The sequence below is a fragment of the Tahibacter sp. genome, assembly GCF_035481375.1.
GTDB lineage: Bacteria > Pseudomonadota > Gammaproteobacteria > Xanthomonadales > Rhodanobacteraceae > Tahibacter.
On sequence record NZ_DATIGT010000130.1, the window covers coordinates 1 to 24,861 of the forward strand.

A 24,861-nucleotide genomic window follows, 5' to 3' on the forward strand; every position below is an offset into this window, starting at 1 on the left:
CGGCCATACCTTCGTCGTGCCGGCCGGCTGGTCGGTCCGCACGCAGGGACGCGCCGCGTTGCTGACGCCGCCCGAGGCGGGCTCGCTGATCGCGCTCGTCGACACGACGGCCGCGACTGCCGCCGACGCCGTCCTCGAAGCCTGGGCCGCAGCCGGCATCGCGCAGCGGCGGCCGCTCACGCTGACGAGCGAACGTGCCGCGCGCGACGGCTGGGCCGAGATCCGCGGGTTCCGCTACGAAACGACCGCGAACGACACGCGCGTCGTGTTCGCGCAGGCGCTGCGCCACGGCGCGCGCTGGACCGCCGTCGTCGCCGATCTCGATGCGGCCGTCGCCGACAAGCGCAACGCGTCGATCGAACAGATGTTCGGGCGCCTCTGGCCGCAAGGCTACACGCGCGAATCCTTCGCCGGCCGCACGGCGAACACGCTCGATCCGACGCGCATCGCCGAACTCACGCGCTTCGTCGACAGCACGCGCGAACGGTTCGGCGTGCCCGGCATCGCGCTCGGTCTCGTGCAGGACGGCAAGGTCGTCTTCGCCGGCGGCTTCGGCGTGCGCGAACTCGGCAAGCCCGACCCGATCGACGCGAACACGCTGTTCTTCGTCGCCTCGAACACCAAGCCGCTGACGTCGCTGATGCTGGCCAAGCTCGTCGACGCCGGAAAATTCGGCTGGGATACGCCGGTGACGTCGGTGCTGCCGTCGTTCCGCATCGGCGATGACGCAGCGACGCGGCAGATGCGCATGAAGCATCTCGTCTGCGCCTGCACCGGCATGCCGCGGCAGGACATGGAATGGGTCTTCGGCGGCGACGAGGCGACGCCGGCGACGCTCATGCGCACGCTCGCGACGATGCAGCCGACCAGCGGCTTCGGCGAGGTCTACCAGTATTCCAATCCGCTGGTCGCGGCCGCGGGCTACGTCGGCGGCAAGGCGCTGTATCCGCGGCGCGAGTTCGGTGCGGCCTATGACAAGGCGATGCAGAAGCTCGTGTTCGATCCGCTCGGCATGAAGGCGACGACCTTCGATTTCGCGCGCGCGCTGCGCCGCAATCACGCCTCGCCGCACGCCTGGAACATCGACGGCACGCCGGCGCGCGTCGACATGGGCTACAACTACAGCGGCATCCCGGCGCGGCCCGAAGGCGGCGCCTGGAGCAACGTGACCGATCTGCTGCGCTACGTGCAGATGGAACTCGACGGCGGACGGCTGCCCGACGGCACGCGCTACATCGGTGAAGCGCCGCTGCTCGCGCGGCGCGAGCAGCAGGTCACGCGCGGCGACGATCTCGGCTACGGCATCGGCGTGAAGATCGACCGCAGCACCGGCGCGACGCTGTTGCATCACGGCGGCATCATGGCCGGCTACGTGTCCGACATGATGTGGCTGCCGGAACATCGCGTCGGTGCGGTGATCCTGATCAACGCCGAGGAAGGCACGAGCGTGCGCGGCCTGTTCCGCCGGCGCCTGCTCGAAGTGCTGTTCGACGGCCGCGCCGAAGCGCAGGCCAAGGTCGAGGTGCAGCGGCGCACGCTCGCCGACCGGGCCGCGGCCGATCGCAAACGGCTCGACGTGCCGGCTGATGCCGCAGCGACGCGCGCGCTCGCCTCGCGCTATCGCGAGGCGTCGCTCGGCGACATCGAAATCCGCGTCGCGAACGGCCGCACGCATTTCGACTTCGGTGGCTGGGACAGCGAGGTCGCGACACGCCGCGACGACGACGGCACGCTGTCGTTCGTGACGATTTCGCCGGGCGTGACCGGCTATCCGTTCGTCGTCGGCGAATCCGGCGGCAAGCGCACGCTCGTGCTGCGCGACGCGCAGCACGAGTACCGGTTTGTCGAGGTCGATTGAGCGAGTGGCGCGGCGGCGTGATGTCCGGGGCAGCGGGAGGAATGCAGCGGAGCGTGGGAGAGTGAGAAACGAGTACGGGCAGTCCGCAGCAGCGAAAGCTGTCCCCGCTTGAGATATTTCCTAGGGGAAACTGAGAAAAAGGCCGGGAAGAGTCGGGACAAAGTGGGCTGAGCCGGAGAAGTCCGGAAAAAATGTTGCGTCAGTCGCAACATTTCAGCAAGCGAGGGAGCGCCGGCCGCACGAGCCGGCGAGAGACGGTCAGAACAGGTCGAGCTGGCTGTCCAGCGTCGCGCGGGCGCTGGCCCGCTTGAGCAAGCGTCGGATTGCCCGCTCGCAGATACCGAAACGAGCTGCGAGCCCGGCGATAGACATGGTGCGCGCCGCCTCGACGACCTCTCGGTCGCGGGCGGCGAGCTTGTAGGCTTGGTCTTTCGGGATGCTGATTACCTGGCCGCCCCAGTGCTCAGCCAGGTAGTCGGCGAGGCCCGCGGCGGCCTGTTCGGCCACGGGCTCGGCGACGCCGAAATCGCTAAGGAACGTCTTGGTCTGCTCGACCATGTCCTGTAGCAACTCTGCGCGGCGCTCGGCCATGCTCATTCGGCCTGCGCCTCCTGACGCGCCTCAGCGACCCGCTTGTCGTGCTCGGCCTTGTCGATGGCGCCGTAGTCGAGCTGCGAGCGCAGCCAGGCCATTTTGGCCGCGAGCGGCGTTTCCGGCGCGCCTTTCGGGCTTGCGCCGATGCGAGGGCCGGTCGGCGAACGAAGCGCGTCCTCGCGAGCGCGCTCAGTCCTGGCGTCGACCTGGTCGGCGAGTCCGAATACGACCTTGCGCAGGTAGCTGTGGCCGTCGAGCGGCGTCTCTATGCCGGATTGCGCGAGCATCTGCTCGATGCCGGCGATCCATACCGAAGCGGGAGCCGGCCGGCGTAGGCCATTGCGCTCATCCCGGCATACAGTTCCCGTGCGGACGAGGTCGAGCAGCTCGGCAACGATCGATATCGCGCGCGAGACGCGCAGCGAGGTCTTCGCCGGCTTGAAAAGCCGCAGGTATGACAGCACGGCGCGGCCGAGAGCTGGCTCGAATTCGACCATGAGCGCAGCCAACCGCTTGCCGTCGGCGTCCGAAAAACCGGCCTCGATCGGGAAATCGCTTGAGCAGCAGGGGCATGTGACTTTCACAACGGCAGCCACCCCGCAAGCCTCTTGTCGCGCAACTGCCGGTGCTCCACCACGATGCACGCTCGATAGCTGCCGCCGTCGACTGCGGGCACTTCGGCGCGAAGCACCCAGCACGCCGGCACGCGAGAGCGCTTCTCGACCGTCCAAACGACAGACGCGGGATAGTTGCCCAGCGCCGTCTTGACACCCGCATGCAGTACGACGCGCCGGCCCACCCAGTTGTCGGAAAAATGCGGCGGCCGCACGTAGAGCGCTTCGTGTGCGAGCTGCGGCGAAGGTCGTCTAATCCGGCGATTCATGCGTGTCGCGTCCTCATCGCAGTAGCTCCATGCCCAAAATGAACAGCTCGACGACCGCGTAGGTCGCGGCCAACAGCGCGACAGCACTGATCGCAACTACAGTGCGCCGCGCGTAGCCGCGCGCGAACGCCCAGCGCCGCGCGTCAGCGCCCCACGTAAGAGCCAACAGGACGACGAGGAACAACGAGCCGAACAGGAAAACGAAGATGCAGGCGTCTCCCTCGCAGCGATGGCAACACGAGCTGACGACAGCGGCCGAGGCGTAGCTGCTCATATCAATGCTTCGCTGTTGATGGGAGATCGGATAGCGTCTTGCCCATGCCGTTTGCCAGCGCCTCTATGCGCTGTACGTCGACGCGCACCTGCGTCCGCACGGTGTCGCCGAATAGCTGAATTTCGACGAGCGCAAACGCGCCGTCGTCGGCCGGTTGCGTCGACGTCGACGCATTCGAGCGATCTAACCGGCCACGCCACCAGAAACCGAAAGCGACGGCCGGTACCGCTGCGACAGTCGTTGCGATAATCAGCATCGTCAGCGTCATTTCGCCTCCGTGTTGCGTGCGGCGCGGCGCGCATGGTCGTACGAGAGCGCAGCAACGACCTTGTGCAGCTGGTCGGCTCGCAGCCACTCGATGCGTTGCGTCTGGAACATGCGCTGCGCGAGGCCGTGCGCGTATGACCAGCCGAGCTTTCGCTCGGTCAGCAGTGCGCTGACTTTTCCGATCATCGCGCGAAGCTCTGCTCGAACGCGTTTCGGTGCGTCGGGCAGCGCTGTTTGTGCTGCACCGCGATCGCCGTCGCCGGCGAGCCGGCTCAGTTCGCGCAGCACATCGCGACGCTGCGTTTCGTCGAGGTCTTTCGACGAACGGGAACCGGTCACGCGTTCCAGCAGCATGCGGTATGTGTCGTCATCGAGCTTGAGCTGCGCCGACAGCATGTGAATCCGCGCGAGATCGGTCTTGCGCGGATCCTTTCCCGTCGCGCGTGTACGCCGCGGCTTCATACGACGACACTCTCAATGATCGATAGCTCGTCGAGATCAAGCACGGGTAGACCGTCGCAGTCGACCAACTTAATCCCGTGCGCACCGTGCGGCGGCCAACCTTCACTCCGGTCGAACTCATGCTGCGCCCACCGGCTGTCCTCATCCTCCAGCAACAGCGCCAGGAACCGTTGTGCAGCGAGCTTGATCACGACGGCAATGACGTCACCGTCGTGGGTATCGAGTCGCCACTCCCACTCGATCCAGAACCGATTGATTTCGTCGGCCAGCTCTGCAGTGAGCTTGGAAAGGTCGACATCCAGCATGATCGACATTCCCGTTGCATCGTGGACGATGGTGTATCGGCGAATTGTGCTCATGCCAGCGCGGCCTCCGCCCGGGCGGCACCGTCGTCGCTGCGCAGCAGCGCCTTGACCAGCTTGTCGATCTCGTCATCGACCGGTTTCACGAACGGCGAATCGTTGCCGTCGACGACAGATGCACCAATCGACTTCAGCTCTGCGCCGGAGAGTTGCTGAATCGCCGCAGCGATCGGCGAGCGCGTCGTCTTGACCAGCTGGTCGAGGCGATCGGGCATGCGCTTTTCGATCAGCTCGACGGTGCGAGCAGCGTCAGCGATGACAAGCCGGCCGCGGCCCTTGACCCAGCCGACGCGGATCGCGTGGAAAGTCTGCGTTTTCGGCTTCTCGAACAGCTCGGGATGCGCCTCGACGCTCTGCAGCAGCTCGTCGTGCGCCGCGGTGAATTTTGCGAGCGCATTCTCGATGCCCTTCATGCGGCGGCGGCGCAGATCTTCCTGCTCGTCACGCAGCGTCTGCAGGCGCTCTTTCAGCTCGTCGCGCGTATCGGCAAGCGCCTTGGCGAGCTGCTCGATCTGCTTCATGGGCTCGGACATGGTCAGGCTCCTTTGGCGAGTGCAAGCGCAAAGCGCAGTTCACACGCCGCGCGCTGAATGTGACCGAGAACCGCGTGCGTCGCGCGATCGTCGATCGCGTCACCGAGCAGCTCCTCGACGTCAAGTACGGCGCTGGCGATGTGGCTATGCAGCTGGTACGCCGCGAGCAACGGTTTGAGCGCCGTGACTGCGCGCGATACCGTCGCCGGTGGTGGCGTCGATGTTCTCGGGATCTCGACTTCGCGCGCACCTGGGTCCGTGGGAACTACTTCCAACGTGCCGAGTAGGCGCCGATGCTTGCGCACCGCGTCGGGTGTTCCATGTGGTGCGCCACGCAGGTTGGCCGGCACCATTTCGAGCACCGCGCGCGGCGCGTCTACGTCGAGCCAAAGAGACGCCTGGTTCTCACCGTACCGGACGGCGAGGCCGCGATTGCGCAACGTACACAATGCGGAGTTGACCTCTTTGGTCGTGCGTTCGGCGCGCAAGCAGAGATCAGCGTTCTGCGCCGGTGCCGTCATGCTGCGCAGCGCATCGTAAACGCGGCTCGTATTGGTGCCTTCCTGCATGAATCTGCGGTCGCTATAGGACGTGCTTCGATCCGCGTCATCGCATGTTTCCGCCGTCGCACTTTGCGTGGATGCAGGCGCGCTCGTGCTCGCTGCGCTGAGCTTGCCGCGCAGCTGATAGCGATGACCATCAGGCGAGTGAATGCGTTCGACAACGTTTGCGGCCACCAGACGGCGCAGCTCGTGGTCGAATGGCTCCTTTGACGTGGGGCGCACGACATCGGCGAGTTCGCTCGCCGTGGGCGACAACGGGCCTGCTTCTCGCAGCGTCTTCAGCGTGCGCAGGATTTCCGAGCGAAGATCGGTGGTCATGCCGCCTTACTCCCGCGGCTGATGTCCCACTCGATGCTGCAGCCTGCGAGCTGCACGGTGCCGACCTCGCGCGGCTGCCCGCCGTCGATCGGCGAGAACAGAGCCGCGTCCGCGAGCGGCGCGGCGGGCTCGGCGATCAGCACGCGCGCGCGGCCGTCCTTGATGACGATGCAAGCCGCGGTGCAGCCTCGGTCGTCGAGTTCGAACAGCGCGCCCGTCGCGCTGGCCAGTGCTTTGCGAATCGCCTCATTGTTCGGATTCATCGTTGCCCCCTATCGGCAGCCGTAGCTGCCCACGCAGTTTGGGAAGAGCGACGCGTTTGACGCCTGCGATCTGCCGCAGAGATGTCATCGCTCGGGCGAACAAAAATTCGCACGTCGCGTCCAGTTCGGCATCGTTTTCGGCCAGGAAATAGCCGGTGGACGGATGCGCACACACACGGTGCCCCTGCGTACGCATCGCCTCGATGACGTGCCGCAGCGCGCGCTCGCCTGCAGCACTCTCCTCGCCCGTCAGCACGCGCACGAGGCGTCGCGCGCTGATCCCGTTCGATGCGCCGCAATGCGCGGCGAGCGCGCGTAGAACGCGTTCGGGCGTGATGCGGGCATCGAACAGATCGGCTTGCATGTCAGTGGCTCCGCGGCTCTTGAAGCGGGCCATTCGGCGAGAGCGCGTACTCGATGCGCACAGCCATTTCGTGCAACAGCACGCGTGCACCGGAGGCTTCGTCGTCACGCGCAAGTCGTCCGAGCCGCTCGATCACGTTGGTGACGATCGCCACGAGCATCGCGGTCTTCTTCGCGTCCGGCGGCGCGACGATGCCCGGCTGAATCAGCGAGTGCTGCACGAGCACGAGTTCCTCGATGATCAGTGCGAGCGTCATGAACCGATGCGTGATAGGAACGCTCGCATCCTGCGCTAGCATCGAGGCGTCCATGACCACGCGTGCCGCCGCGCTGAGCTGCGGATTATGATCGCTAGTCATGGGGCACCACCGTGAACTGGCTAATCGGCACGAACGCATTGAGCAGCGCGTCGCAGCTGCAGCAACGCACGACGAGGTCGGCGACTAGTTCGCATTGCGGCGCGCTCGCAGCCGGCACCCAGTTCTGGACGTAGGAGTCGATGTTGTCGACGAGATCGTCACCGCAGTGAGGACACGGCGCCGCCGTCGAAACCGTATTAGCGTTCATGGAAGACCTCCGTGCATTCCAGCGAAACGTGCATCGAGCTGCTCTCGGCGTAGACGATCGATATCTGTCTGCACGAGTTCCAGTCGCGCGCCGCGACGCCGGAGTTGCTACCGATGACGGCAAACCATTTGATCGGCGGGCGCTTGTGCGAAGGCGGTGCACGCTTCGTCACCGACAGTGTCTGCGCATCGAAACCGACCAACGCGGCAAGGCCGGCCTGATCGACGACGAGAACGGTTCCTTCGTAGCGATAGCGCTGCTTGCCCGTGTAAATATCGAGCGTGTCCGCTCGCGCTGGACTGATCGAAGCGATCAGCGCCAGCGCGAGCAGCACGACGACGCACAGTCCCACCGGCAGACGTGTCGCACGCGCGACGCCAATCGCGCGCGCCGCCTCGACGAGGCAACCGGTTCCTGCACTGCCAGAGGTTTTCGGTGTGGGGCCGCGGCACTCACTGGCTAATCCGCGCGCGATATTTGCGCCTCGCGTCCGGCGCTGGTCGTACTGAGAAGTCGTGTTGTGGACATTGGTGCGCATGGCTCAAACCTCCTTGACGATGTCGGCGGTGACGCGCTCGCAGCCCAACTCGGCCGCGGCGTTGATTGCGGCGGTGAGCACGTTTTGAACGGCCAGCGGATAGAGAAGCGAGCCTTCCTGTCGGCGGCGCGAGTCCGTCGGCGTGAGCCGCACGCGCAACGCTTCGATGGCACCCGGTTCCAGTACGCGCGTGAGCGCCGTGCCGGCCCGCTCGAACTTGTGCGCGAGGTAGGACTCAAGCTGCGCGTCGAGCGGCGGCAGCTGCACGATCTCAAGACGCTGCACAACTTCGCGCACTCGTTGATCGGCTTGGCTGAGCTTCAGCACAAGCTCCGACTGACCCATCAGAATGACGCCCAGGAGCGGACGCATGCCATCCTTCAGCTCGATAAATCGCTTCAGATGGATCAGCGTCGGAACCGGTAGCGCATGTGCCTCTTCGATGATCAGCACGTGCATGTTGCCGGCGCGGCTGCTGCCGATGAGCACCTTGTGGAGCTGGGCAAAACGCTGCTCCGGTGATGACGCGATACGGGCGAGCGGCGCCACGGCGGACATGATCGATTCCGCGATGTGCTGCGCGCGCAGCGTCTTGCCTTTGCTGTCGCTGTCCTCCATGCCCAGCACGTAGGGCTGCGCTACGAGCACGGACTGCTTCTCGCGCTGGACACGGTCGAGCAGCTCTTCTCGCAACGTCGACTTGCCGGCGCCGGACTCGCCGACGACAGCAAGGAAGCCGCCATGCCGCGTGACGCCGTGCATGGCTTCGCGCACGTAACGGATGTCGGGCGACATGAAGACATCGGTGTGCTGGGTCGGCTCAGCAAACGGATTCCGCTGCAGATTGAATACGCGGCGCGCCGCTTGGCTGAGTGTCTGTTTGCGCAGTAGCATCTGATTCTCCTGGACCTGGGTTTGGGGCTGGGAACTCGGCGTCGCCGCGTTGGCGCGCGGCGACGCCTCTTTGCAGAACACGCGCTTTGCATCGATACCGCGCGCCTGCAGAAACTTCGAGATAGCGGCGCGCAGTTCGCGCGCGTTGGTGCTCACCGGCCAGCGGTCGTGATTGACGAGCGCCGAGAGCGCAGGTCGGCTCAGGCCGACGTCATTCGCGAGCTGGTCGTGCGTGATCGAGTTTTCGGCGAGCACGGTCTTGAGCATCAGCGTCACCGGCCACCTCCCACGACGCGCAGCGGCGTTACGGTCGGCGGTACGAGCAACTCAGCGGCGATCAGGTCGAGCCGATCAGCTGGCACGCCGTCGGCGTAGCGACGCTGCAGCAGCTGCAGGTACTCGGCGCTCCACGTGCCGCCCTGGTCGCGCACGATCGCGACCAGGCGCATCGCCGCCTCGGTGTGTGTGAGTAGCGGCACTTCGTGCACACGTGGCATCGTGCGCGGCGCAGGCGCCTCGACGATCGTCGGCGTGGCCACGTCGCTCGGCGTGCCGGCGCGCGGCAGGTGCGGCACGATCGGCGTTTGCCGCGTCGGCAGCTCCGGGTCGATGGCGCCACCGAACGGAACCGCCTTGCTCTTGCGCTTCGCGATCGCCTCGGCGTCGGTCGTCGCGTCCATCGCGAGCCGCTCGATTGCCTTGCGGTTGGCGTCGACGGTCGTTTCCGCCGGGCGCTTGTACTCGGTGCCGATCTGCGCGGAGGTTTCGAGGAAGCCCCAGTCGTCCCGCTTGATCAGCGGCGCTATGGCGTGCGCCGGCCTGCCATCCTCGCCGTCGATCAACACGCGCACGCTCAGCGGGTCGAACGGATTCGCCATCACCTGGATTCGTTGTGCCTGGATCAAACCAGGAATGCCGCTCACGTCGTACGGCTTGCCCTTGTAGCTGATGCGCCAGCTGCGCACAGTGCAGGTTTTCGGCGCGCTGACCGCGAGCGTGCGAAGTACTTCCGCTGCCGGTGCGAGCACGAGCTGTTCGCGCGTGATGCGCAGCCAGGCGTCGCGGCGTGTAAGTCCGGTGCGACTGTGAATGCGCGTCGAGTTCCAGAGCCGGCACCAGCGCTGCGCCATCGCGTTGATTTGGTCGATCGACGTTGCCGGCGTCGTGAGCTTGAGCGTCGCCTCGAAATGCGTCTCGACGAGGTACTGCGCGTTCTCGACCTGTCCCTTCGCGCGGGCGTTGCCGCGCTCGTTGATCTGCAGCTCGATGTCGAGCGCGCTGCAGAAGTTGCGCGTAGCGCTGCTCGTCATCGCCGCGCCCGGATCGGTCATGATGATTCGCGGCACGCCATGCATCGTGCCGTCGGCGTGCGGCACCATCGCGTGGATCAGCGCGTCGAGCAGATTGCCCGTGGTTTCGCTGCCGAGCACGTAAAACAGGCTCAGGCAACCGGTGCAGTGATCCGTGACCACGTAGCGCCAGATGCGCCGATCGCTGATGCGCTGAAAATTCTGCGGTTTGCCGCGGTAGTACTCGGCGCGCGGCATCACGGCGGCGCCATCGTCGGCGAGGTAGTACTGGCGCGACACCGACGCGTCGACCTGCCAGCACCAGTTCGGGTGCGGGCTGCTCAGCGACGCGGCCGGCGTCGGCTGCGCGAGCTGGTCAGGGTGCAGACCGTAGCTGCGCAGCGCCTGCCGGATGGCAGAAATGGACAACGGGAAAAACTCGCCGGTGCTCTCGTCGACGCGGCCGGCGACGATCTTGCCATTTGCGCGCAGCAGCTCGACAGCCTGGTCGAGCGGCACGGTGCCGGTACCGGTGAGCCGTCGCGTCTCCTCCACGACCGCGGCGATGCGCTCGGCTTCGGTGCGCGTCAGCGTGGCGCGGCCGGCGTCGGCGCGGCGCTTGCGCGGCGCCTTGAGCTGCACGGCCTTGAGCTTGCGCAGCAGGGTCTGTCGGCTGATGCCGAGTTCGCGCGCCGCGGCGTCGTAGATCGCTGTCGCGCGGCCCCAGCCGGCGGCAGCAGCCGCACGCGCGATATCGACCAAGCGCTCCGTGACGACGGCGTTCATCGTTACTCCGCGTCGTCGTTGATGATCGGGAGGCCGAACTCATCGCGAAGGCCGCGCAGCGCGACGAGCGCTTCGCCGATGAGGCCAGCCAGGAACGTCTGCGTTGCGGCGCCGCTGTCGTGTTGGAACAGTTCCTCGAACGTCGTGCGGAGCGACGCGACGTCGCCGTTCGCATCGATGTCGGAGCGAACGCTCAGCGCTGCGCGGACACACGCGTCGCGCAGCAGTGCGGTGGTTTCTTCGGGCTCGGCCTTATCGCGCTCCTTCTTGAGCCCGCGGATCGTTTTCTCTTTGCGTTCCAGCTGCTCTTCCTTCTTGAGCAGCCGCTCGTTCTTCGCTGCGATGTCCTCGCGCGACTCGCGCAGCGCGGCGCGCAACTCCTTGACCGACATGCGACTCACGTCATCGAGCGTGATGCCGCCGACCTCCTCGCCTTCGGCCAGTTCGGCGAACTGGTCCTCTGGCAAGCTCAGCAGCTCGATCAGCTTGCTTTCGGACTTCGCCGCGGCGATCAAATGCGTCGACGTCGACGCATTTGGCAGGGCGTCGATGCGATGGGCCGCCTCGATCATCCGTTGCGCCTGACGCGCGCCGAGTCCCAGGCGGCCGAGCATCCCGCCCCATTCGCCATGATCAACACACTGCCGCGCTACGAGCAGGTAGCGGCCCGCGCGCAGGAACGCCTCGCAGCCACGGCGCATCTCCTGGCGGATCGCGGCCTCGTAGTGATCGATGTGCCACGGCAGACCGTCGCCGTACTGCATGACCGCCTGTTGCTGGCGCTCGCGCGCGGCGTCGATCTGTGCCGCGATCGGTGCCGGTGTCGCTGTCGCGGCAATGTACTGCCCTGCGACTGGCTCGGCGGCGGGTGCTGCTTTACGTCCCATCGGGTGCTCCTGGTCAGGTGGGTTTGCGCGAATAGCGCTGGATGGTTTCGTCGAGGCGCGCCTGGACGGCGGCCATTTCGTGCTGATGTGCGACGGCGAGCTGCACGAGCCGCGGCGTGAGGCGCCAGTAGTCGTCGCGGCCGGGAATGCGCTCGGCGATGCCTTCCTCGGCAAGTACTTCGAGGTCGCGGAGCGTCGTACCGGGCAGCTGCTTGGTGACGTCGGCGATCGCCTTCAGGCGCAGGCCGTGAAACGTGTTGCCCTGCAGAATCCAGATGAGGCCCAGCATGCGGCGCGCGGCCTGCTGGCTTTCGGGCTTGCTCTTGCGCGCGCTCATCCCAGAGACCTCGCAATAGCAGCCACTGTGGCTTCGATTCGATCGAGCCGCTCGTTCGTGCGTCGAAGCTCTGTGGCAATCTCATTGAGCTGCACGGCGAGCGATGTCTCGCGCAGTCCGCGCTCCAGGCGTAGGGCCTGGGCGGCGATATCCGAGAGCTCTTCGGAAAGATCGGTTGCGTGGGGCTGGTACGCTTGCTCCTGCGTCACCGGGGTAGTGCCGGAAATCAGGAACAATGGGTTGACGCGCATGCGGTCGGTAAGCGTTGCCAGTTCGTCCGGCGTGAGCTTGGACGCGCGCCCGCTAGTGAGGCTCTTCACGCGATCTAGCGGTACACCAAGTTGCTGCGAAAGCGCCTTTTGCTTGAGACCTAGCGTAGCCATCACGCTCTTGATCCGGGTAGCAAGGTCGCTCGCCGTTGCGGGCTGGCCCAGGGTGCGATCCACATCCAGTCGGAGTTCTGGGTGTTTTTGCGCCGCTGCGCGCAGCTTGTCCTCGGGAAATGCGTGGCGCCTTTTGCGCTCAAAAAAGGCGCTTGCTGTCATTCCAAGAAACTCCGCAACATCCTTGTCCGACTCGACGGCCAGAGATTCCTTGAGGCGCAACAACGCGGTCTTGAATTCAGTGCTCACTGGCGAGTCTCCCCTGCTGATACGAACCGCGCTTTAGATGCGCGTGCGATCCGGATACGAAGTAGGGACGCAGCCCGACCGCCGCGAATGCCAAGGAGTGCTTGGCGCGCCCATGCAGGCGTCACGCCGCTTTCCGTGCACCACGCTCGTAGGCTGGATTGCTGGGCGACGAAGCCGGCGCGAACAGCTGCATACAGTTCGGGTCCAGCGGGCAGGGTGCGGCGAGTCGGCATCGTTGTCCGTGCTAAGCTGCTTTCCATTTGAAAGCACACTAACTCATACTTTGTGAGTTCGCAAGCACGGATGACTAACAATGCGAAAGCCGACGTTCGAGACTGTGATGGCTCGGCTAAAGGAGGCGCTCAAGGCGAGCACCTTTGCCGAAGTTGGGCGGTATCTGGGGCTCACGACAAGCGCGTACGCAAACCGGAAACGATCAGGCTCATTGCCGTTTGAGACTCTGCTTCCGTTTGCTGACTCACGAAATATAAGCGCCGACTGGCTTCTGTTCGGTATCGGAACGCCGTTCCGCGATAGCGACGAGCGCGTCGCGCCTATCGCCGAGATTGATCCCAAGCTGCTGGCAAGCATCTACTTGGCGTTGCTACGCGCAATGCGATCCGAGCCCCCAACTCAACAGGAAGAGCTGGAAGCTACTCGGCTCGCCGGCCTAGCATCGCTTGTATACAACCGCGTTGCGGGCGTTCCAGATGGAGCGGCTCGGGACGCATTTATCCGAAACGAGGCGCACGGCTTCGCGCGTGCAGCTCGAATACTTCAGCCGGAGTGAGTGCTATGCGATTGGTCGCGATCATTGCGTTCCAGATGTACGCCGTTGCCGCATCGGCACAGCAGCCTGACGATGCGCTCGCAAGCAGCGTCGATCGCATGGTGGCGAAGTCTCTGACGGATCCGCTGAGCGCAATTGACTATCGCGTCTCCCGTCCTTTGGAATGCAAGCTCGCGCTCGTGGAGCTGGACTTTCAATCAGGCGACTGCGTCTGCTATTCGGTCAACGCGAAGAATGGTTTCGGTGGTTACACCGGAAGCAAGACGTTTGCTGCACAGTTCGAACATGTCGGGCGCGATCTACGCCTCATGCCGCCGATCCAGATATCAGATTTGCGAGCTATTGCGGCATGCGAGGCAGCCAATCTTAGTCCGCGACCGGCAGAGAACATTTCGCGCCGCGTATCGCGCTGAGTCGCCGTTATGACCGCGGCCCAAAGACCGCGCGATTTCTGAGATAGACACTCTGCGCCGCAAGCAGCGGCGCCGAAGCTCCGCTGCCGTTCTTGGGGTCGGCGGAGAAGTCAGTGAGCATTTCGAATCGTTTGTCCGGTCTGCGTGTTCGTCTGAGCAAGCAGCCGGTGCTGTGGCTGTTTCTCATCACGTTCGTATGCGTGGTGTTCCTCAATCCACTGAAGATCGGCCTCGTTCTGTGGGGCATCTGCAAGCTCGCGCTGTTCGCGTTTGCTGGCGACTGGTGCGATTCGCGCATCTTCCCCGGGGCGAACCCGAGTGAACTCACGGGCATCGAGCAGGGCACTGCGTGGAAACGGAAGGGGCTGATCGTCGCGTCGGCGATCGTCGCCGGAGCGCTGCTGCCGTGACGCGCAAGGTCATCACCGTGCTGCGCACGTTAGCGCTGATCGTGATCGTCGCCGCGTTGCTGCACGAGTGTGCGATCGCCGCGCCGCCATCGGCGGCCGTGTCGGTGCCCGCAGCCAGTGCGCGCTATCGCATTGCGCTGGAGCGCGAGGTGGCGGCGAATTTCGGCGTAGCCGCTCCGACAGCACGTGTCGCCGCGCAGATCCATCAGGAAAGCATCTGGCGGCCCGCAGCGAAGAGTGCGTACGCCATCGGTCTTTCGCAGTTCACGGTGCCGACAGCGGAGTGGCTTCCTACGGTATGCCCCAGCGTTGGCCCGCCTGATCCGTGGGACGCCGACTGGTCGATTCGCGCGATTGCCTGCTACGACGCCTGGATCTACAAGCGCGTGCGCGCTGCAACCGAGTGTGATCGCTGGGCTTTTGTGCTCAGCGCATACAACGGCGGCATCGGCTGGATACCGCGCGACCGGGCGCTGGCAGTCGCGGACGGTGCCGACCCCATGCTGTGGTGGGGTCACGTCGAGCACTACAGCACGCGTGCCAAGCATCACATGAAGGAAAACCGCAGCTATCCGCGCCGCATTCTGTGGCTTCTGGAGCCGGCGTATATCCGCGCCGGTTGGCCCGGCGCGGCGGTGTGCACATGAGTCCCGTGCGCATCCAAGTCGCGGTCTACGCTGCGCTCGCGGCGCTTGCCGTGGGTCTCGCTAGCGGCTGGACGGCGCGCACGTGGTATGGCGCCAGCAAAGCGTTGGCCGTCGAGCAACGGAACGCACGCAACACCGAACGCGAGAACGCGCGCCGTCGCGAGATCGGCGCGCAGCACGCGCGCGATCAACGTCGCATCGAGGATTACTACGATGGGTTGCCGAACTGGTGGAAAAGCGCCGTTGCGGAGCGTCCTGCTGTTGTTGACTGCGAGCTGGGCGCTGACGGGTTGCGTCAGTGGAACGCGTGGAACGCGGGACCCGGCGCAGATCGACGCGGAGCTGCTGCAGAAGGCGGAGACGAGCCTACCGCCAGCGCGCAGCGGCCGCCTTGAGGACCTGGGCGATAACCATCGCCTCTGCGCGAAGCGCTACATCCAGCTCGCGACGCGCTGCAACGCGCTGATCGACGAAGTGTCGACAACGCCGGCCCCGCCGCGCTGGTGGGAATTCTGGAAAGACGGTTGGGGAAATCGACCATGAACCACGTCAGTCTCATCGCCAAACGTTGCGACGTCGCAACCATTGGCCGCGTCCTGCTACTTGCTGCCATTGCCTTCCTCGCCGGCTGCGTGAGCAGTCCGTGGCGCGAGCGCGAAGCAAAGGCGTACTACGAAGCGCAGCAAAAGCTCGCGCTCGATCGTAAGCCGCTGTTCGAACTCAAAGCGCAGCCGGGGCAAGCGATCATGCTTACTGGCGTCGAATCGCTGACCGTGAATGATCCGCGCGAGCAGCGCGTCGAATCGTTGCCGCAGCAGCGTTCGCCGATTTGGGACACGATCAACAGCATCGTGCGGGTCGGTGCTCAGGTCTATGGCGCGAAAGTCGCGAGCGACGGTGTCGTCAGCATCGTCGATCACGTAACGCGCAATGCTGGCGATCACAGCGTCACGACGACCACTATCACGGGCTCCTACAACGAGCAAGGCGACACGTTCACGAACTCGATCCGCGGCGACGTGTCTGGAACGGGTGCCGGTATCGGCAACACGTATTCGAGCGCGGATACGATGACGACGGTGTCCGGTCGCGGCAATGTCGTCGGCAACGACGTCGGCCGTGACGTGATCACAGGGAATAGCAACAACAACAGCGGCCGGCAGGGATCGCCGGGGCCGATCGACAACAGCGGCCAGTGCCAGGGCGACGGATGCCAGGGCGAAGGCACTGAGGCTCCGCCGCAACCGTGATAGACGACGTCGACATGGCGCAGGCGCAGGAACAGGCTGATCGCGACGCCGCACTGAATGTGACGCTCGCGCGCGTCGCTCTCGCGAACGCGCCGCGCGACGCGCGTGCCGACCTCCTGTGCGTCGACTGCGATCAACTGATCGAGGCCGCGCGCATTGCAGCGCTGCGCAGGACGAGCCGCTGCGCCGCGTGCGCGCACGAGTTCGAGCGGAGGTCGTCGTGCTGGAAGTGACCGCGGGCGTCGCGGCCGTCGGCTTCATCGGCCTGATCGGCGCAATGGGCGTATTCGGCCGTGTGCTGCTCTCACAGTCTGAGAAGCGCAACGCCGAGCGATTTGTCGAAGTCGAGCGCCGGCTCGCCGACGAGGCAGCTCGCTTGCAGGAGCTGAGACGCGAAGTCGTGAGGATCAATCACACGCTGCCATCGGAGTACGTGCGGCGAGAGGACTGGATCCGATTCTCGACCGTTCTCGAAACCAAGCTGGATCGACTATTCGAACTGTACAACCGCCTTTCGGCGGAGAAAGGGGGAACACGATGAGTACTGAGCTGGAGCGCCTCCACCGCGAAGCGATGCGCTGGCGCGTGCTCAAGATTCTGGATGCCGGCCGACCGGATGCGCTCAGCGAAACGATCGTGCTCGGTGCGCTTAGCGGTGCGAAGTTCCAGGTCACGCTTTTCGCGCTGCGTCGCGAGTTGGACTACCTCGAAGACCGCAAGCTCGTGCAGATCACCGGCCGCGGTGGATCGGAGTGGTTTGCAGAGCTGACGCACTACGGTGTCGACCTGGTCGAGTACGCGATCGAGTGCTACCCGGGCATCGCGCGACCGCCGCAACAGGGATGACACCATGCCGATTCGACCGAAAGTCGAGCAGCTGCCGGAGGAGGTGCGTGCCGAGCTGGAACAGCGCCTGATCGCGAACGCGTTCAGCGGCTACGGCGATCTAGCGGCGTGGCTCACTGAGAACGGCTTCGAAATCTCGCGCAGCTCGCTCCATCGCTGGGGCGAGCGTTTCGAGGAGCGCGTACGCGCCGTAAAGATCGCGAGCGAGCAGTCTCGCGCCCTCGTAGAGGCCAGTCCTGACGACGCCGGCACGATGAATGAAGCGCTGATGCGCCTGGCGCAGGAAAAGATGTTCACGTTGCTTGTCGATCTGCAGGTCGACCCCGACGAAATTGACGTCACTAAGCTGTTTAAGACGATCGCGGAGATGAGCAAAGCTGTGGTGAACCACAAACGGTACGCCGCCGAGGCGGCCGAGCGTGCGCGCGAGCAGCTGCTCGCCGAACAGCGCGAGAAGCTCAAGGACGTTGCACGCACGACCGGCATGTCGGCGGCGACGGTTGATGAGATCCGGCGCTCGATCCTCGGTATTCGAACGTGAAGCCAGATCCGCTATACGCCGCGCTTCCCAACGCGGCCGGCGCACCGGCGCCGGCCGTGTTGCTTGAGTACCAGCAGTGCTGGATTGCGGACGATTCTGCGCTGAAGGTCGGCGAGAAAAGTCGCCGCGTTGGCTTGACGTGGGCCGAAGCCGCCGACGACGTACTGATCGCCGCGCGCGATCGCAGCGATGGCGGCCAGAACGTCTATTACATCGGCTACAACATGGACATGGCGATCGAGTACATCGAGGCGTGTGCCATGTGGGCGCGGCAATTCAACCGCGCCGCGGAGGCGATCGAGGAATCCGAGGAGATCTTCAAAGACGAGAAGGATGCCGAGCAGCGCATCAAGACGTTCGTGATTCGCTTTCCGAGCGGCAGTCGTATCGTTGCACTGAGTTCGCGGCCGGCAAACCTGCGCGGCAAGCAGGGCGTCGTCGTGATCGACGAGGCGGCGTTCCATCATGACCTCGGCGAGTTGATCAAGGCGGCGATCGCGCTGCTGATCTGGGGCGGCAAGGTGCGCATCCTGTCGACCCACAACGGCGAGGGCAACGAGTTCAACGAACTCGTGCAGGAGATCCGCGCCGGCAAGCGTGCGGGCAACGTGCATCACATCGATTTCCGCACCGCCGTTGCGCAGGGGCTCTACGAGCGCGTATGCCTGCGCAAGGGCGAGGTATACACACCAGACGCCGAAGATCTGTGGGTCGCGTCGGTCTATAAGTTCTACGGCTCCGGCGCGGCCGAGGAACTCGATGTCGTGCCGTCGTCCGGTCAGGGCGCGTATCTCACGCGTGCTCAGATCGTCGCGACGCAGCGCCCCGACATTCCCGTCATTCGCTGGGAGAAGGACGAAGCGTTCGCGATGCTGCCGAAGGCGCAGCGCGAGGCTGAGTGCGAGGAATGGTGCAAGGGCGAACTCGCACCGGTGCTCGAGCAGCTCGCGAAAGATCGCTCGCACTACTACGGCAGCGACTTCGCGCGCATCGCCGACCTCTCGTCCATGTGGCCCGTTGCCGAGCAGGAAGACTGTTCGCTGCACACGCCGTTTGTGATCGAGCTGCGCTGTATCCCCTACGAGCAGCAGCGTCAGGTGCTGTTCTTTTTCGTGAGGCGGCTACCGAATTTCCGTGGTGGCGCTCATGATGCGACCGGCAACGGCGGCTATCTCGCCGAGGTCGCGGCTCAGGAGTTCGGTGCGCAGCGCATACAGCAGGTCATGCTGAGCGTCTCGTGGTATCGGGAGAACATGCCGCGGTTCCGTGCGCATTTCGAGGACGGCACGATCACGACACCGGCCGACGCCGACGTGCTCGGCGACTTGCGCTCGGTGCGACGTCGCAACGGTGTGGCAAGCGTTCCAGCCGACGCACGTACGGTCGGCGCCGACGGCAAAGAGCGCCACGGCGACACCGCGATTGCATGCGCGCTCGCGATGTACGCCGTCGAGATGATCGATGCGGGCCCGATCGAATTCATGGAAGTGCCGTCGCATCCGCGCGGCATCGAAAACGCAGCCGCTGATCGCACGCGCATGCGCGATCGGCCTGACGACGACCTCGCACTACCGGAGCCGCGCGCATGGTGATGTCCCAAGTAGTCGGTCCCAACGGCGAGCCGATCGAACTCGACGACTTGCAGGAGCCGCAAACCAGTCACGTCGCGTGGTTGCATCACGAGATTCAGGGCCATCCGACACGCGGCCTCACGCCGTCGCGGCTCGCGGCGATTCTCGATTCCGCCGAGAACGGCGACGTCGTCGCGCAGTACGAGCTGTTCGAAGACATGGAGGAAAAGGACGGCCACATCCACGCAGAGATGAGCAAGCGCCGCCGCGCGCTGCTGACGCTCGACTGGGACATCGTGCCGCCGCGCAACGCGACGGCGCGCGAGAAGGCCGGCGCCGCGTCGCTCAAGGACATGCTCGAAGACCTCGACGATTTCGAGTCGGTGCTGTTCGACACGACCGACGCGATCGGCAAGGGATTCGTGTGCCAGGAAATCACATGGGCGCGCGACGGCGCGACCTGGTTGCCGCAGCTGATCGAGCATCGGCCGCAGACCTGGTTCCGGCCGTTCCGCGCGATCGGCGGTCAGCAGATCCGTTTGCGCGATAGCAGCCCGGACGGCGCGGTGCTCAACCCGTTCGGGTGGGTGACGCATGTCCATAGGGCCAAGAGCGGCTACATCGAGCGCGCAGGGCTCTTTCGCGCACTCGTCTGGCCCTACCTGTTCAAAAGCTACTCGCTCGGCGACCTGGCGGAATTCCTGGAGATCTACGGCCTGCCGGTGCGCATCGGCAAGTACCCGTCGGGCGCGAGCGAAAAGGACAAGATGACGCTGCTGCGTGCGCTCGTGAGCATCGGGCACAAGGCCGCGGGCATCATTCCCGACGGCATGATGATCGACTTCAAAGACGCAGCGACCGGCGATCCCGATGCGTTCGAGTTGATGATCGACTGGTGCGAGCGAACCGAGAGCAAGGTCATTCTCGGTAGCACGCTGACGAGCCAGGCCGACCGCGGCAGCAACACGAATGCGCTGGGCAACGTGCACAACGACGTGCGCGTCGATCTGCGCGACAGCGATGCGCGCCAGGTCGCGCGTACGCTGTCGCGCGACCTGGTCTATCCGATCGCTGCGCTCAACGGCCTCGCGCCGAATGGTGTGAAGCGTGCGCCAACGCTGCGCTTCGCGACCGAAGAACCCGAGGACATGGGCGTCTACGCGACGGCGCTGCCGGTGCTCGTCAATCTCGGCATGAACATCCCACTGCAGTGGGCGCACGAGAAGCTCGGCGTGCCGCAGGCCGAGGAAGGCGAGCCGATGCTCGGCAAGCCGGCAGCCGTGCCGGGCAAACTGGGACTGGCGTCCGCCACGGCGACGCGCCGTGCGGCGGCGACGGCGACGCGTACACCGGACTACGTCGACGCGCTCGTTGATGCGTTGATGACGCGCAGCCGCGGCGCGAGCGACGCGTGGATCGCGCGCATTCGCAGCGAGATCGATCAGGCTACCGACTACGACGATGTGCTCGCGCGGCTGTCGACGCTGATGCAAGATCTGCCGCTCGACGAGCTGGCGCAGATCGTCGCGGGTACCTCGGCCGCGGCCGAGCGCGCGGGCCGCGTCGACGCGGTGGACGATCGTGCCTGACTTCCGCTTCGCCGCGCGGCCGTTCGACGAGCAGGTCCGCTTTTTCGCGGCCAAGGTCAACGTGCCGACGGCGCGGTATGACGATCTGTGGCGCGAGGACCATGCACACGGATTCATGGTCGCCGGTGCAACCCGCGCGGCGCTGCTCGACGATCTGCGCGACGCCGTCCACCGCGCGATCACCGACGGTGAAACGCTCACGCAGTTCCGATCGCGGTTCGACGATATTGTGCGCGCGCGCGGCTGGACGGGCTGGACCGGCGAGGAGTCCGCTGCGGGCCGCTCGTGGCGTACACGCGTGATCTACGACACGAACGTGCGTCAGAGCTACAACGCCGGTCGCTTCGCGCAGCTGATGCATCCGGACATGATCGCGGCTCGGCCCTACTGGCAATACCGACACAACGACATCGGTATCAGCCGTACGCCGCGTCCGATGCACCAGGCGTGGCATGGTCTCGTGAGGCACTACAGCGACGTCTGGTGGCGCACGCACTTCCCGCAGAACGGTTGGGGATGCAAATGCGGAACGCGCGCGCTGAGCGCGGCCGACGTTGAGCGACTCGGGCTTCGCGTCATGGATCCTGCGCAGGGCTCCGTCGATACACGCGGCATCGATCCTGGCTTCGAGTACTCGCCCGGCGAAGCGGCGCGATCCCAGGCCGCGGCACACGCGTTCGGCGAGCGTGTTGCAGCCATGCCGGCGTCGTGGCGCGACACCGCCTTGCGCGATGCGCAACGACAGGCCGGCGATCTGTTCGCCGACGCCGCGCCGCAGATTGGCCGCGCAATCGACGCGACCACGAGTCCGGCACGCACGATATCCGTCGGCATGCTGCAGCCGGCCGCAGCGGAGGCGCTCGGCGCGGCGTCGACGCTGGTTGACGTGCGCGCTGACGTCGTGCAGCAGCTGCTGCGCGACGGCGTGCCAGACGCGTTTCTGCGCGATATCGCGACGTGGTTGACGCGGCCGAGTGCGATCTATCGCGATACCGCAACGGGCGTTGTCGTCTATGCATGGCCGATCGGCGAGCAACTCCTGCAACTGCGTCTCGCCGACGTTGGTGGCTCGGCCGTTGCGATTGTCGACGGCAGCATGGGCAGCGCCGATGCGTTGCCGGCGCCGCGCTACGAGCGGCTCGGGAGCGGCACGTGAGCCTGTTCGAGTTCCGGATCGAGTGGGACGACACGCAGTTCCAGGCGTCAGGCGCGCGTCTGCAGCAGACGTTCGAGCGTGCGTCGCCGCTCATGGCTGACCTGGCGGAAGGGCTGCTGCACAGCACGCAGGATCGATTCGTGACGTCGACGGCGCCCGACGGTCGTCCGTGGGCGCCGCTCGCGCCGAGCACGCGGCTCAGCAAGCGCGGACCGAAGATCCTCGTCGAGGATGGCTACCTGAGCGGATTGCTGCGGCCGAGCTGGACGGACAACACGGCCGGCGTCGAGACGGCACCGTTGCCATATGCGCAGGTCCAGCAAGACGGCGGGCGCAAAACGTACGAGATCAAGCCACGCGCGAAAACAGCGTTGTCGTGGCCCGGCGGCCGTCATCCGACGGCCAAGGTCATTCCCCCGCCGCTGCCGGCGCGGCCGTACATGGGGCTGTCGAAATCCGATCAGGCTTTCATCGTCGAGCGGGTGCACTGGTGGCTCGGACGTGCGTTCGGAGGGCGCGGCGCTTGAGCGCGCCTGTGGCGATTTGGGGCGCCCGACCGCAGGGGTTGCCCGTCCGCGATCGCGACGCAACGTCTGACGTCGGTTTCCGGGCGATCTTGGCGGGCTCCACTGGTCATTTGGCGCGCTCAGGAGTGCGGGCGTACGATCAATGCTCCTTTGTCCAGCAAGGAGCAGTCATGGGCGAGCAGCGAATCGAACGGAAGGCCAGGATGGGCGAGCGCGTTGTCACCATCATCGAATGGCGCGGCGATCGCGGGACAGCTCGCGGCGACGAAGTGCGAGATCCTGACTTCTATTCGCGGTACACGACCGAGGACGGCCGACCGCTTCGATCAGTCGGCGGATTTGTGCATCTCTACGTGGACGACAACAACGATTACTACGAGGTCGCTCCGCTGTAACTGCTTCTTGTGAACGCGGCCCCAAGACCGGCCGCGTTCATCTCGCAACACTGCGCCGCATGCACGGCGCACCCTCCGCACATTCGCATCTGAAATCGCTCGCGATCTGTTCGTCGATCGCCGCGGGCGCGGTCGCGCTCGCAGCGTGCTCCTTCGAGATCACCGAGCATTCCGGCGACACGATCGAAATCCAGGTCACGCCGGCCGGCGAGTTCCGGCCGATTGACGGCCGCGAAATGAAAGTGCCTGCGTGGCGCATCAACGCGGCGCTCGCCGCGCGCGTCATCGATCGCTTCCGCGCACGCCGCGTTCCGCCGGTCATCGACTACGAGCACCAGACGCTGCGCAAGGAACAGAACGGGCAGCCGGCTCCGGCGGCCGGCTGGTTTCGTGGCCTCTCGTGGCGTGAAGGCAAAGGCTTGTACGGCACGGTCGAGCTGACGCAGCGCGCGCGCGACCACATCCGCGCCAAGGAATACCGCTACTTCTCGCCGGTGTTTTCGTACGACGAGCAAACCGGCGACGTCCTCGATCTCGTGTTTGGCGCGCTGACGAACGACCCCGCGCTCGACAACCTCGAACCGCTTGCTGTCCTCGCTGCCGCTCGACTCGGCACCTACTCGGAGAATCTCATGAATCCACTGCTCGCTGCTTTGTGTGCGGCGCTCGGCCTCACGGCCTCCTCGACGACGGAAGCCCAGGCCGTCGCTGCGTGCGCCGCGATCAAGCCGAAGTTCGATGAACTCGACCAGCTGCGCAACGCGCTCGGTATCGGCGAGGGTGTCGGTGCCGGCGACGCCGTCGCGGCGTGCACCGCGCTGAAGGCGCGCGCCGACGAATCGAACTCGCTGCGCCGTGCAATCGGTATCGCGGAATCTGTCGCGTCGACCGATGCAATCGCCGCGTGCACGGCCATCAAGACCAAGGCCGACGTGGCGAGTGGCGCCGACCCGGCGAAGTACGTGCCCGTCGCGGCCGTGGAAGAGCTGCGCACGCAGATCGCGGCGCTCACCTCGGAATCGCGCAACGGCAAGGTCGCCGCGCTCGTCGAAACGGGCCTCGCCGACGGTCGTCTGTTGCCGGCACTGAAAGACTGGGCGACGGACCTGGGTAAGAAGGATTTCGCGGCGCTGACGGCGTATCTCGACAAGGCGCAGCCGATCGCCGCGCTGACGTCGACGCAGACCCGCGGCGTGTCGCCGATCGCTACCGGCGAAAACGCGCATGGACTCACCGTCGACCAGCTCGCGATCTGCACGAACTGCGGCATCACGCCCGAAGCGTTCGCGAAGTCGCTCAAGGCGACGAATCGCGCATAGCGCGCTCGCGCCGCTCGCGCCTCACACGCCACTTCACACCAGCAGGAAATCTCTATGGCACTCACTTCTGGCCGCAACACTCCGCGGCGCTCGGGCGACCAGTTCGCATTCCCGGTCGCAGCAGCCACCACGATCTATGCGGGCGGCATGGTCACGCTGCTCGCCACGGGCGGCTATGCCGTTCCCGCGGGAACGGCGAGTGCCGGCGTCTGCGTCGGCATGGCAGAAGAAACCGTCGTCAACACCGGCGCTGCTGGCGATCTCACGGTGCCGGTGCGTCGAGGCGTTTTCCGCTACGCGAACTCGGCGTCGGGCGACCTGATCGCGCGCGCTGACATCGGCAACGTCTGCTATCTCGTCGACGACCAGACGGTCGCGAAGACCGACAACAGCGCTGCGCGCAAAGAAGCCGGCGTCATCGTCGATGTCGACGCCGTCGGCGTCTGGGTCCGCATCTAACGCGCGCGGACAACCGCACGCCGTCATCACCGAATCGAGCCGCCTAGGAGCGACCGAAACATGATCATCAATCGGCAAAACCTCAGCACCTTGTACGTCGCGTTCAACACGGCGTTCATGGGCGGGTTCGGTCAGGCCGCGAGCCTGTACGAAGGCATCGCAACCGTTGTCCCGTCGTCGACGGGCACCGAGGAATACGGATGGCTCGGCCAGTTGCCGGGCATGCGCGAGTGGATCGGCGACCGTGTCGTCAACGGAATCCAGACGCATGGCTATTC

General features: G+C 65.4%; 37 protein-coding genes. 19 read left to right on the forward strand and 18 right to left on the reverse strand.

The window, feature by feature from the left end; translation table 11 throughout:
* Positions 1-1,858: serine hydrolase domain-containing protein (locus VLF18_RS08515; protein ID WP_325279199.1), on the forward strand; the 1,858-nt coding region annotated here is incomplete at its 5' end.
* A gap of 258 nt (positions 1,859-2,116) precedes the next feature.
* Here VLF18_RS08515 and VLF18_RS08520 read toward each other — a convergent pair.
* From VLF18_RS08520 to VLF18_RS08605, 18 genes are all read right to left on the reverse strand, one after another.
* Entirely contained in the window at positions 2,117-2,449 is a 333-nt protein-coding gene (locus tag VLF18_RS08520; protein WP_325279200.1) for a Mor transcription activator family protein, read from the reverse strand.
* Positions 2,450-2,451: 2 nt separating this feature from the next.
* The gene (locus tag VLF18_RS08525; RefSeq protein ID WP_325279201.1) at positions 2,452-3,096 is read right to left on the reverse strand and encodes a hypothetical protein; all 645 of its coding nucleotides are present in this window, start codon (positions 3,094-3,096) and stop codon (positions 2,452-2,454) included.
* A 252-nt stretch (positions 3,097-3,348) separates the two neighbouring features.
* Positions 3,349-3,609, reverse strand: a complete 261-nt coding sequence (locus VLF18_RS08530; protein WP_325279202.1) for a hypothetical protein — start codon at positions 3,607-3,609, stop codon at positions 3,349-3,351.
* Position 3,610: 1 nt separating this feature from the next.
* On the reverse strand, positions 3,611-3,877 hold the full coding sequence (locus VLF18_RS08535; protein WP_325279203.1) for a hypothetical protein: 267 nt from the start codon (positions 3,875-3,877) through the stop codon (positions 3,611-3,613).
* Entirely contained in the window at positions 3,874-4,338 is a 465-nt protein-coding gene (locus VLF18_RS08540; RefSeq protein WP_325279204.1) for a regulatory protein GemA, read from the reverse strand. The genes VLF18_RS08535 and VLF18_RS08540 overlap by 4 nt, the downstream gene beginning before the upstream one ends.
* Entirely contained in the window at positions 4,335-4,697 is a 363-nt protein-coding gene (locus tag VLF18_RS08545; protein WP_325279205.1) for a DUF2528 family protein, read from the reverse strand. Before VLF18_RS08545 ends, VLF18_RS08540 begins: the two co-directional genes overlap by 4 nt.
* A complete protein-coding gene (locus VLF18_RS08550; protein ID WP_325279206.1) occupies positions 4,694-5,233 on the reverse strand; it encodes a hypothetical protein in 540 nt (179 codons plus the stop codon). Before VLF18_RS08550 ends, VLF18_RS08545 begins: the two co-directional genes overlap by 4 nt.
* A gap of 2 nt (positions 5,234-5,235) precedes the next feature.
* Positions 5,236-6,114 (reverse strand): hypothetical protein, encoded by an 879-nt coding sequence (locus VLF18_RS08555; protein WP_325279207.1) that lies wholly within the window; start codon positions 6,112-6,114, stop codon positions 5,236-5,238.
* On the reverse strand, positions 6,111-6,377 hold the full coding sequence (locus VLF18_RS08560) for a hypothetical protein (protein ID WP_325279208.1): 267 nt from the start codon (positions 6,375-6,377) through the stop codon (positions 6,111-6,113). The genes VLF18_RS08555 and VLF18_RS08560 overlap by 4 nt, the downstream gene beginning before the upstream one ends.
* Positions 6,361-6,741 carry a hypothetical protein gene (locus VLF18_RS08565; protein WP_325279209.1) on the reverse strand — a complete coding sequence of 127 codons (381 nt, stop codon included), beginning with the start codon at positions 6,739-6,741 and terminating at the stop codon, positions 6,361-6,363. The genes VLF18_RS08560 and VLF18_RS08565 overlap by 17 nt, the downstream gene beginning before the upstream one ends.
* A 1-nt stretch (position 6,742) precedes the next feature.
* On the reverse strand, positions 6,743-7,099 hold the full coding sequence (locus VLF18_RS08570) for a hypothetical protein (RefSeq protein WP_325279210.1): 357 nt from the start codon (positions 7,097-7,099) through the stop codon (positions 6,743-6,745).
* Entirely contained in the window at positions 7,092-7,307 is a 216-nt protein-coding gene (locus VLF18_RS08575; protein WP_325279211.1) for a hypothetical protein, read from the reverse strand. The genes VLF18_RS08570 and VLF18_RS08575 overlap by 8 nt, the downstream gene beginning before the upstream one ends.
* Positions 7,297-7,845, reverse strand: a complete 549-nt coding sequence (locus tag VLF18_RS08580) for a hypothetical protein (RefSeq protein WP_325279212.1) — start codon at positions 7,843-7,845, stop codon at positions 7,297-7,299. Before VLF18_RS08580 ends, VLF18_RS08575 begins: the two co-directional genes overlap by 11 nt.
* Positions 7,846-7,848: 3 nt before the next feature.
* Entirely contained in the window at positions 7,849-9,006 is a 1,158-nt protein-coding gene (locus VLF18_RS08585; protein WP_325279235.1) for an ExeA family protein, read from the reverse strand.
* Between the two features lie 5 nt (positions 9,007-9,011).
* The gene (locus tag VLF18_RS08590) at positions 9,012-10,814 is read right to left on the reverse strand and encodes a hypothetical protein (RefSeq protein ID WP_325279213.1); all 1,803 of its coding nucleotides are present in this window, start codon (positions 10,812-10,814) and stop codon (positions 9,012-9,014) included.
* Between the two features lie 2 nt (positions 10,815-10,816).
* Positions 10,817-11,701 (reverse strand): hypothetical protein, encoded by an 885-nt coding sequence (locus VLF18_RS08595; RefSeq protein ID WP_325279214.1) that lies wholly within the window; start codon positions 11,699-11,701, stop codon positions 10,817-10,819.
* Positions 11,702-11,714: 13 nt separating this feature from the next.
* On the reverse strand, positions 11,715-12,038 hold the full coding sequence (locus VLF18_RS08600; protein ID WP_325279215.1) for a hypothetical protein: 324 nt from the start codon (positions 12,036-12,038) through the stop codon (positions 11,715-11,717).
* Positions 12,035-12,670: a hypothetical protein gene (locus VLF18_RS08605; protein WP_325279216.1), complete on the reverse strand. Its 636-nt coding sequence runs from the start codon at positions 12,668-12,670 to the stop codon at positions 12,035-12,037. The genes VLF18_RS08600 and VLF18_RS08605 overlap by 4 nt, the downstream gene beginning before the upstream one ends.
* A gap of 313 nt (positions 12,671-12,983) precedes the next feature.
* Between VLF18_RS08605 and VLF18_RS08610 the strand changes: the two genes are divergently transcribed.
* The 18 genes from VLF18_RS08610 to VLF18_RS08695 all read left to right on the forward strand — a co-directional run.
* The gene (locus VLF18_RS08610) at positions 12,984-13,460 is read left to right on the forward strand and encodes a helix-turn-helix domain-containing protein (RefSeq protein ID WP_325279217.1); all 477 of its coding nucleotides are present in this window, start codon (positions 12,984-12,986) and stop codon (positions 13,458-13,460) included.
* A gap of 5 nt (positions 13,461-13,465) precedes the next feature.
* Positions 13,466-13,873, forward strand: a complete 408-nt coding sequence (locus VLF18_RS08615) for a hypothetical protein (RefSeq protein ID WP_325279218.1) — start codon at positions 13,466-13,468, stop codon at positions 13,871-13,873.
* 113 nt (positions 13,874-13,986) lie between these two features.
* On the forward strand, positions 13,987-14,283 hold the full coding sequence (locus VLF18_RS08620) for a hypothetical protein (RefSeq protein ID WP_325279219.1): 297 nt from the start codon (positions 13,987-13,989) through the stop codon (positions 14,281-14,283).
* Entirely contained in the window at positions 14,280-14,930 is a 651-nt protein-coding gene (locus VLF18_RS08625) for a transglycosylase SLT domain-containing protein (protein ID WP_325279220.1), read from the forward strand. Before VLF18_RS08620 ends, VLF18_RS08625 begins: the two co-directional genes overlap by 4 nt.
* Positions 14,927-15,325, forward strand: coding sequence for a hypothetical protein (locus VLF18_RS08630; RefSeq protein ID WP_325279221.1), 399 nt, complete (start codon positions 14,927-14,929; stop codon positions 15,323-15,325). Before VLF18_RS08625 ends, VLF18_RS08630 begins: the two co-directional genes overlap by 4 nt.
* Before the next feature lie 144 nt (positions 15,326-15,469).
* A complete protein-coding gene (locus tag VLF18_RS08635) occupies positions 15,470-16,180 on the forward strand; it encodes a hypothetical protein (RefSeq protein ID WP_325279222.1) in 711 nt (236 codons plus the stop codon).
* The gene (locus VLF18_RS08640; RefSeq protein WP_325279223.1) at positions 16,177-16,413 is read left to right on the forward strand and encodes a hypothetical protein; all 237 of its coding nucleotides are present in this window, start codon (positions 16,177-16,179) and stop codon (positions 16,411-16,413) included. Before VLF18_RS08635 ends, VLF18_RS08640 begins: the two co-directional genes overlap by 4 nt.
* A complete protein-coding gene (locus VLF18_RS08645) occupies positions 16,401-16,721 on the forward strand; it encodes a hypothetical protein (protein WP_325279224.1) in 321 nt (106 codons plus the stop codon). The genes VLF18_RS08640 and VLF18_RS08645 overlap by 13 nt, the downstream gene beginning before the upstream one ends.
* Positions 16,718-17,026 carry a hypothetical protein gene (locus VLF18_RS08650; protein ID WP_325279225.1) on the forward strand — a complete coding sequence of 103 codons (309 nt, stop codon included), beginning with the start codon at positions 16,718-16,720 and terminating at the stop codon, positions 17,024-17,026. The genes VLF18_RS08645 and VLF18_RS08650 overlap by 4 nt, the downstream gene beginning before the upstream one ends.
* Positions 17,027-17,030: 4 nt before the next feature.
* A complete protein-coding gene (locus VLF18_RS08655; RefSeq protein ID WP_325279226.1) occupies positions 17,031-17,567 on the forward strand; it encodes a DUF3486 family protein in 537 nt (178 codons plus the stop codon).
* Positions 17,568-17,701: 134 nt separating this feature from the next.
* The gene (locus VLF18_RS08660; RefSeq protein WP_325279227.1) at positions 17,702-19,159 is read left to right on the forward strand and encodes a hypothetical protein; all 1,458 of its coding nucleotides are present in this window, start codon (positions 17,702-17,704) and stop codon (positions 19,157-19,159) included.
* Positions 19,153-20,727 (forward strand): DUF935 domain-containing protein, encoded by a 1,575-nt coding sequence (locus tag VLF18_RS08665; RefSeq protein ID WP_325279228.1) that lies wholly within the window; start codon positions 19,153-19,155, stop codon positions 20,725-20,727. Before VLF18_RS08660 ends, VLF18_RS08665 begins: the two co-directional genes overlap by 7 nt.
* A complete protein-coding gene (locus tag VLF18_RS08670; protein ID WP_325279229.1) occupies positions 20,720-21,883 on the forward strand; it encodes a phage minor head protein in 1,164 nt (387 codons plus the stop codon). The genes VLF18_RS08665 and VLF18_RS08670 overlap by 8 nt, the downstream gene beginning before the upstream one ends.
* The gene (locus VLF18_RS08675) at positions 21,880-22,410 is read left to right on the forward strand and encodes a phage virion morphogenesis protein (protein ID WP_325279230.1); all 531 of its coding nucleotides are present in this window, start codon (positions 21,880-21,882) and stop codon (positions 22,408-22,410) included. The genes VLF18_RS08670 and VLF18_RS08675 overlap by 4 nt, the downstream gene beginning before the upstream one ends.
* 170 nt (positions 22,411-22,580) lie before the next feature.
* Positions 22,581-22,805, forward strand: a complete 225-nt coding sequence (locus tag VLF18_RS08680; RefSeq protein ID WP_325279231.1) for a hypothetical protein — start codon at positions 22,581-22,583, stop codon at positions 22,803-22,805.
* 59 nt (positions 22,806-22,864) lie between these two features.
* Positions 22,865-24,124, forward strand: a complete 1,260-nt coding sequence (locus VLF18_RS08685) for a phage protease (protein WP_325279232.1) — start codon at positions 22,865-22,867, stop codon at positions 24,122-24,124.
* 54 nt (positions 24,125-24,178) lie between these two features.
* The gene (locus tag VLF18_RS08690; protein WP_325279233.1) at positions 24,179-24,583 is read left to right on the forward strand and encodes a hypothetical protein; all 405 of its coding nucleotides are present in this window, start codon (positions 24,179-24,181) and stop codon (positions 24,581-24,583) included.
* Between the two features lie 60 nt (positions 24,584-24,643).
* Positions 24,644-24,861: Mu-like prophage major head subunit gpT family protein (locus VLF18_RS08695; protein WP_325279234.1), on the forward strand; the 218-nt coding region annotated here is incomplete at its 3' end.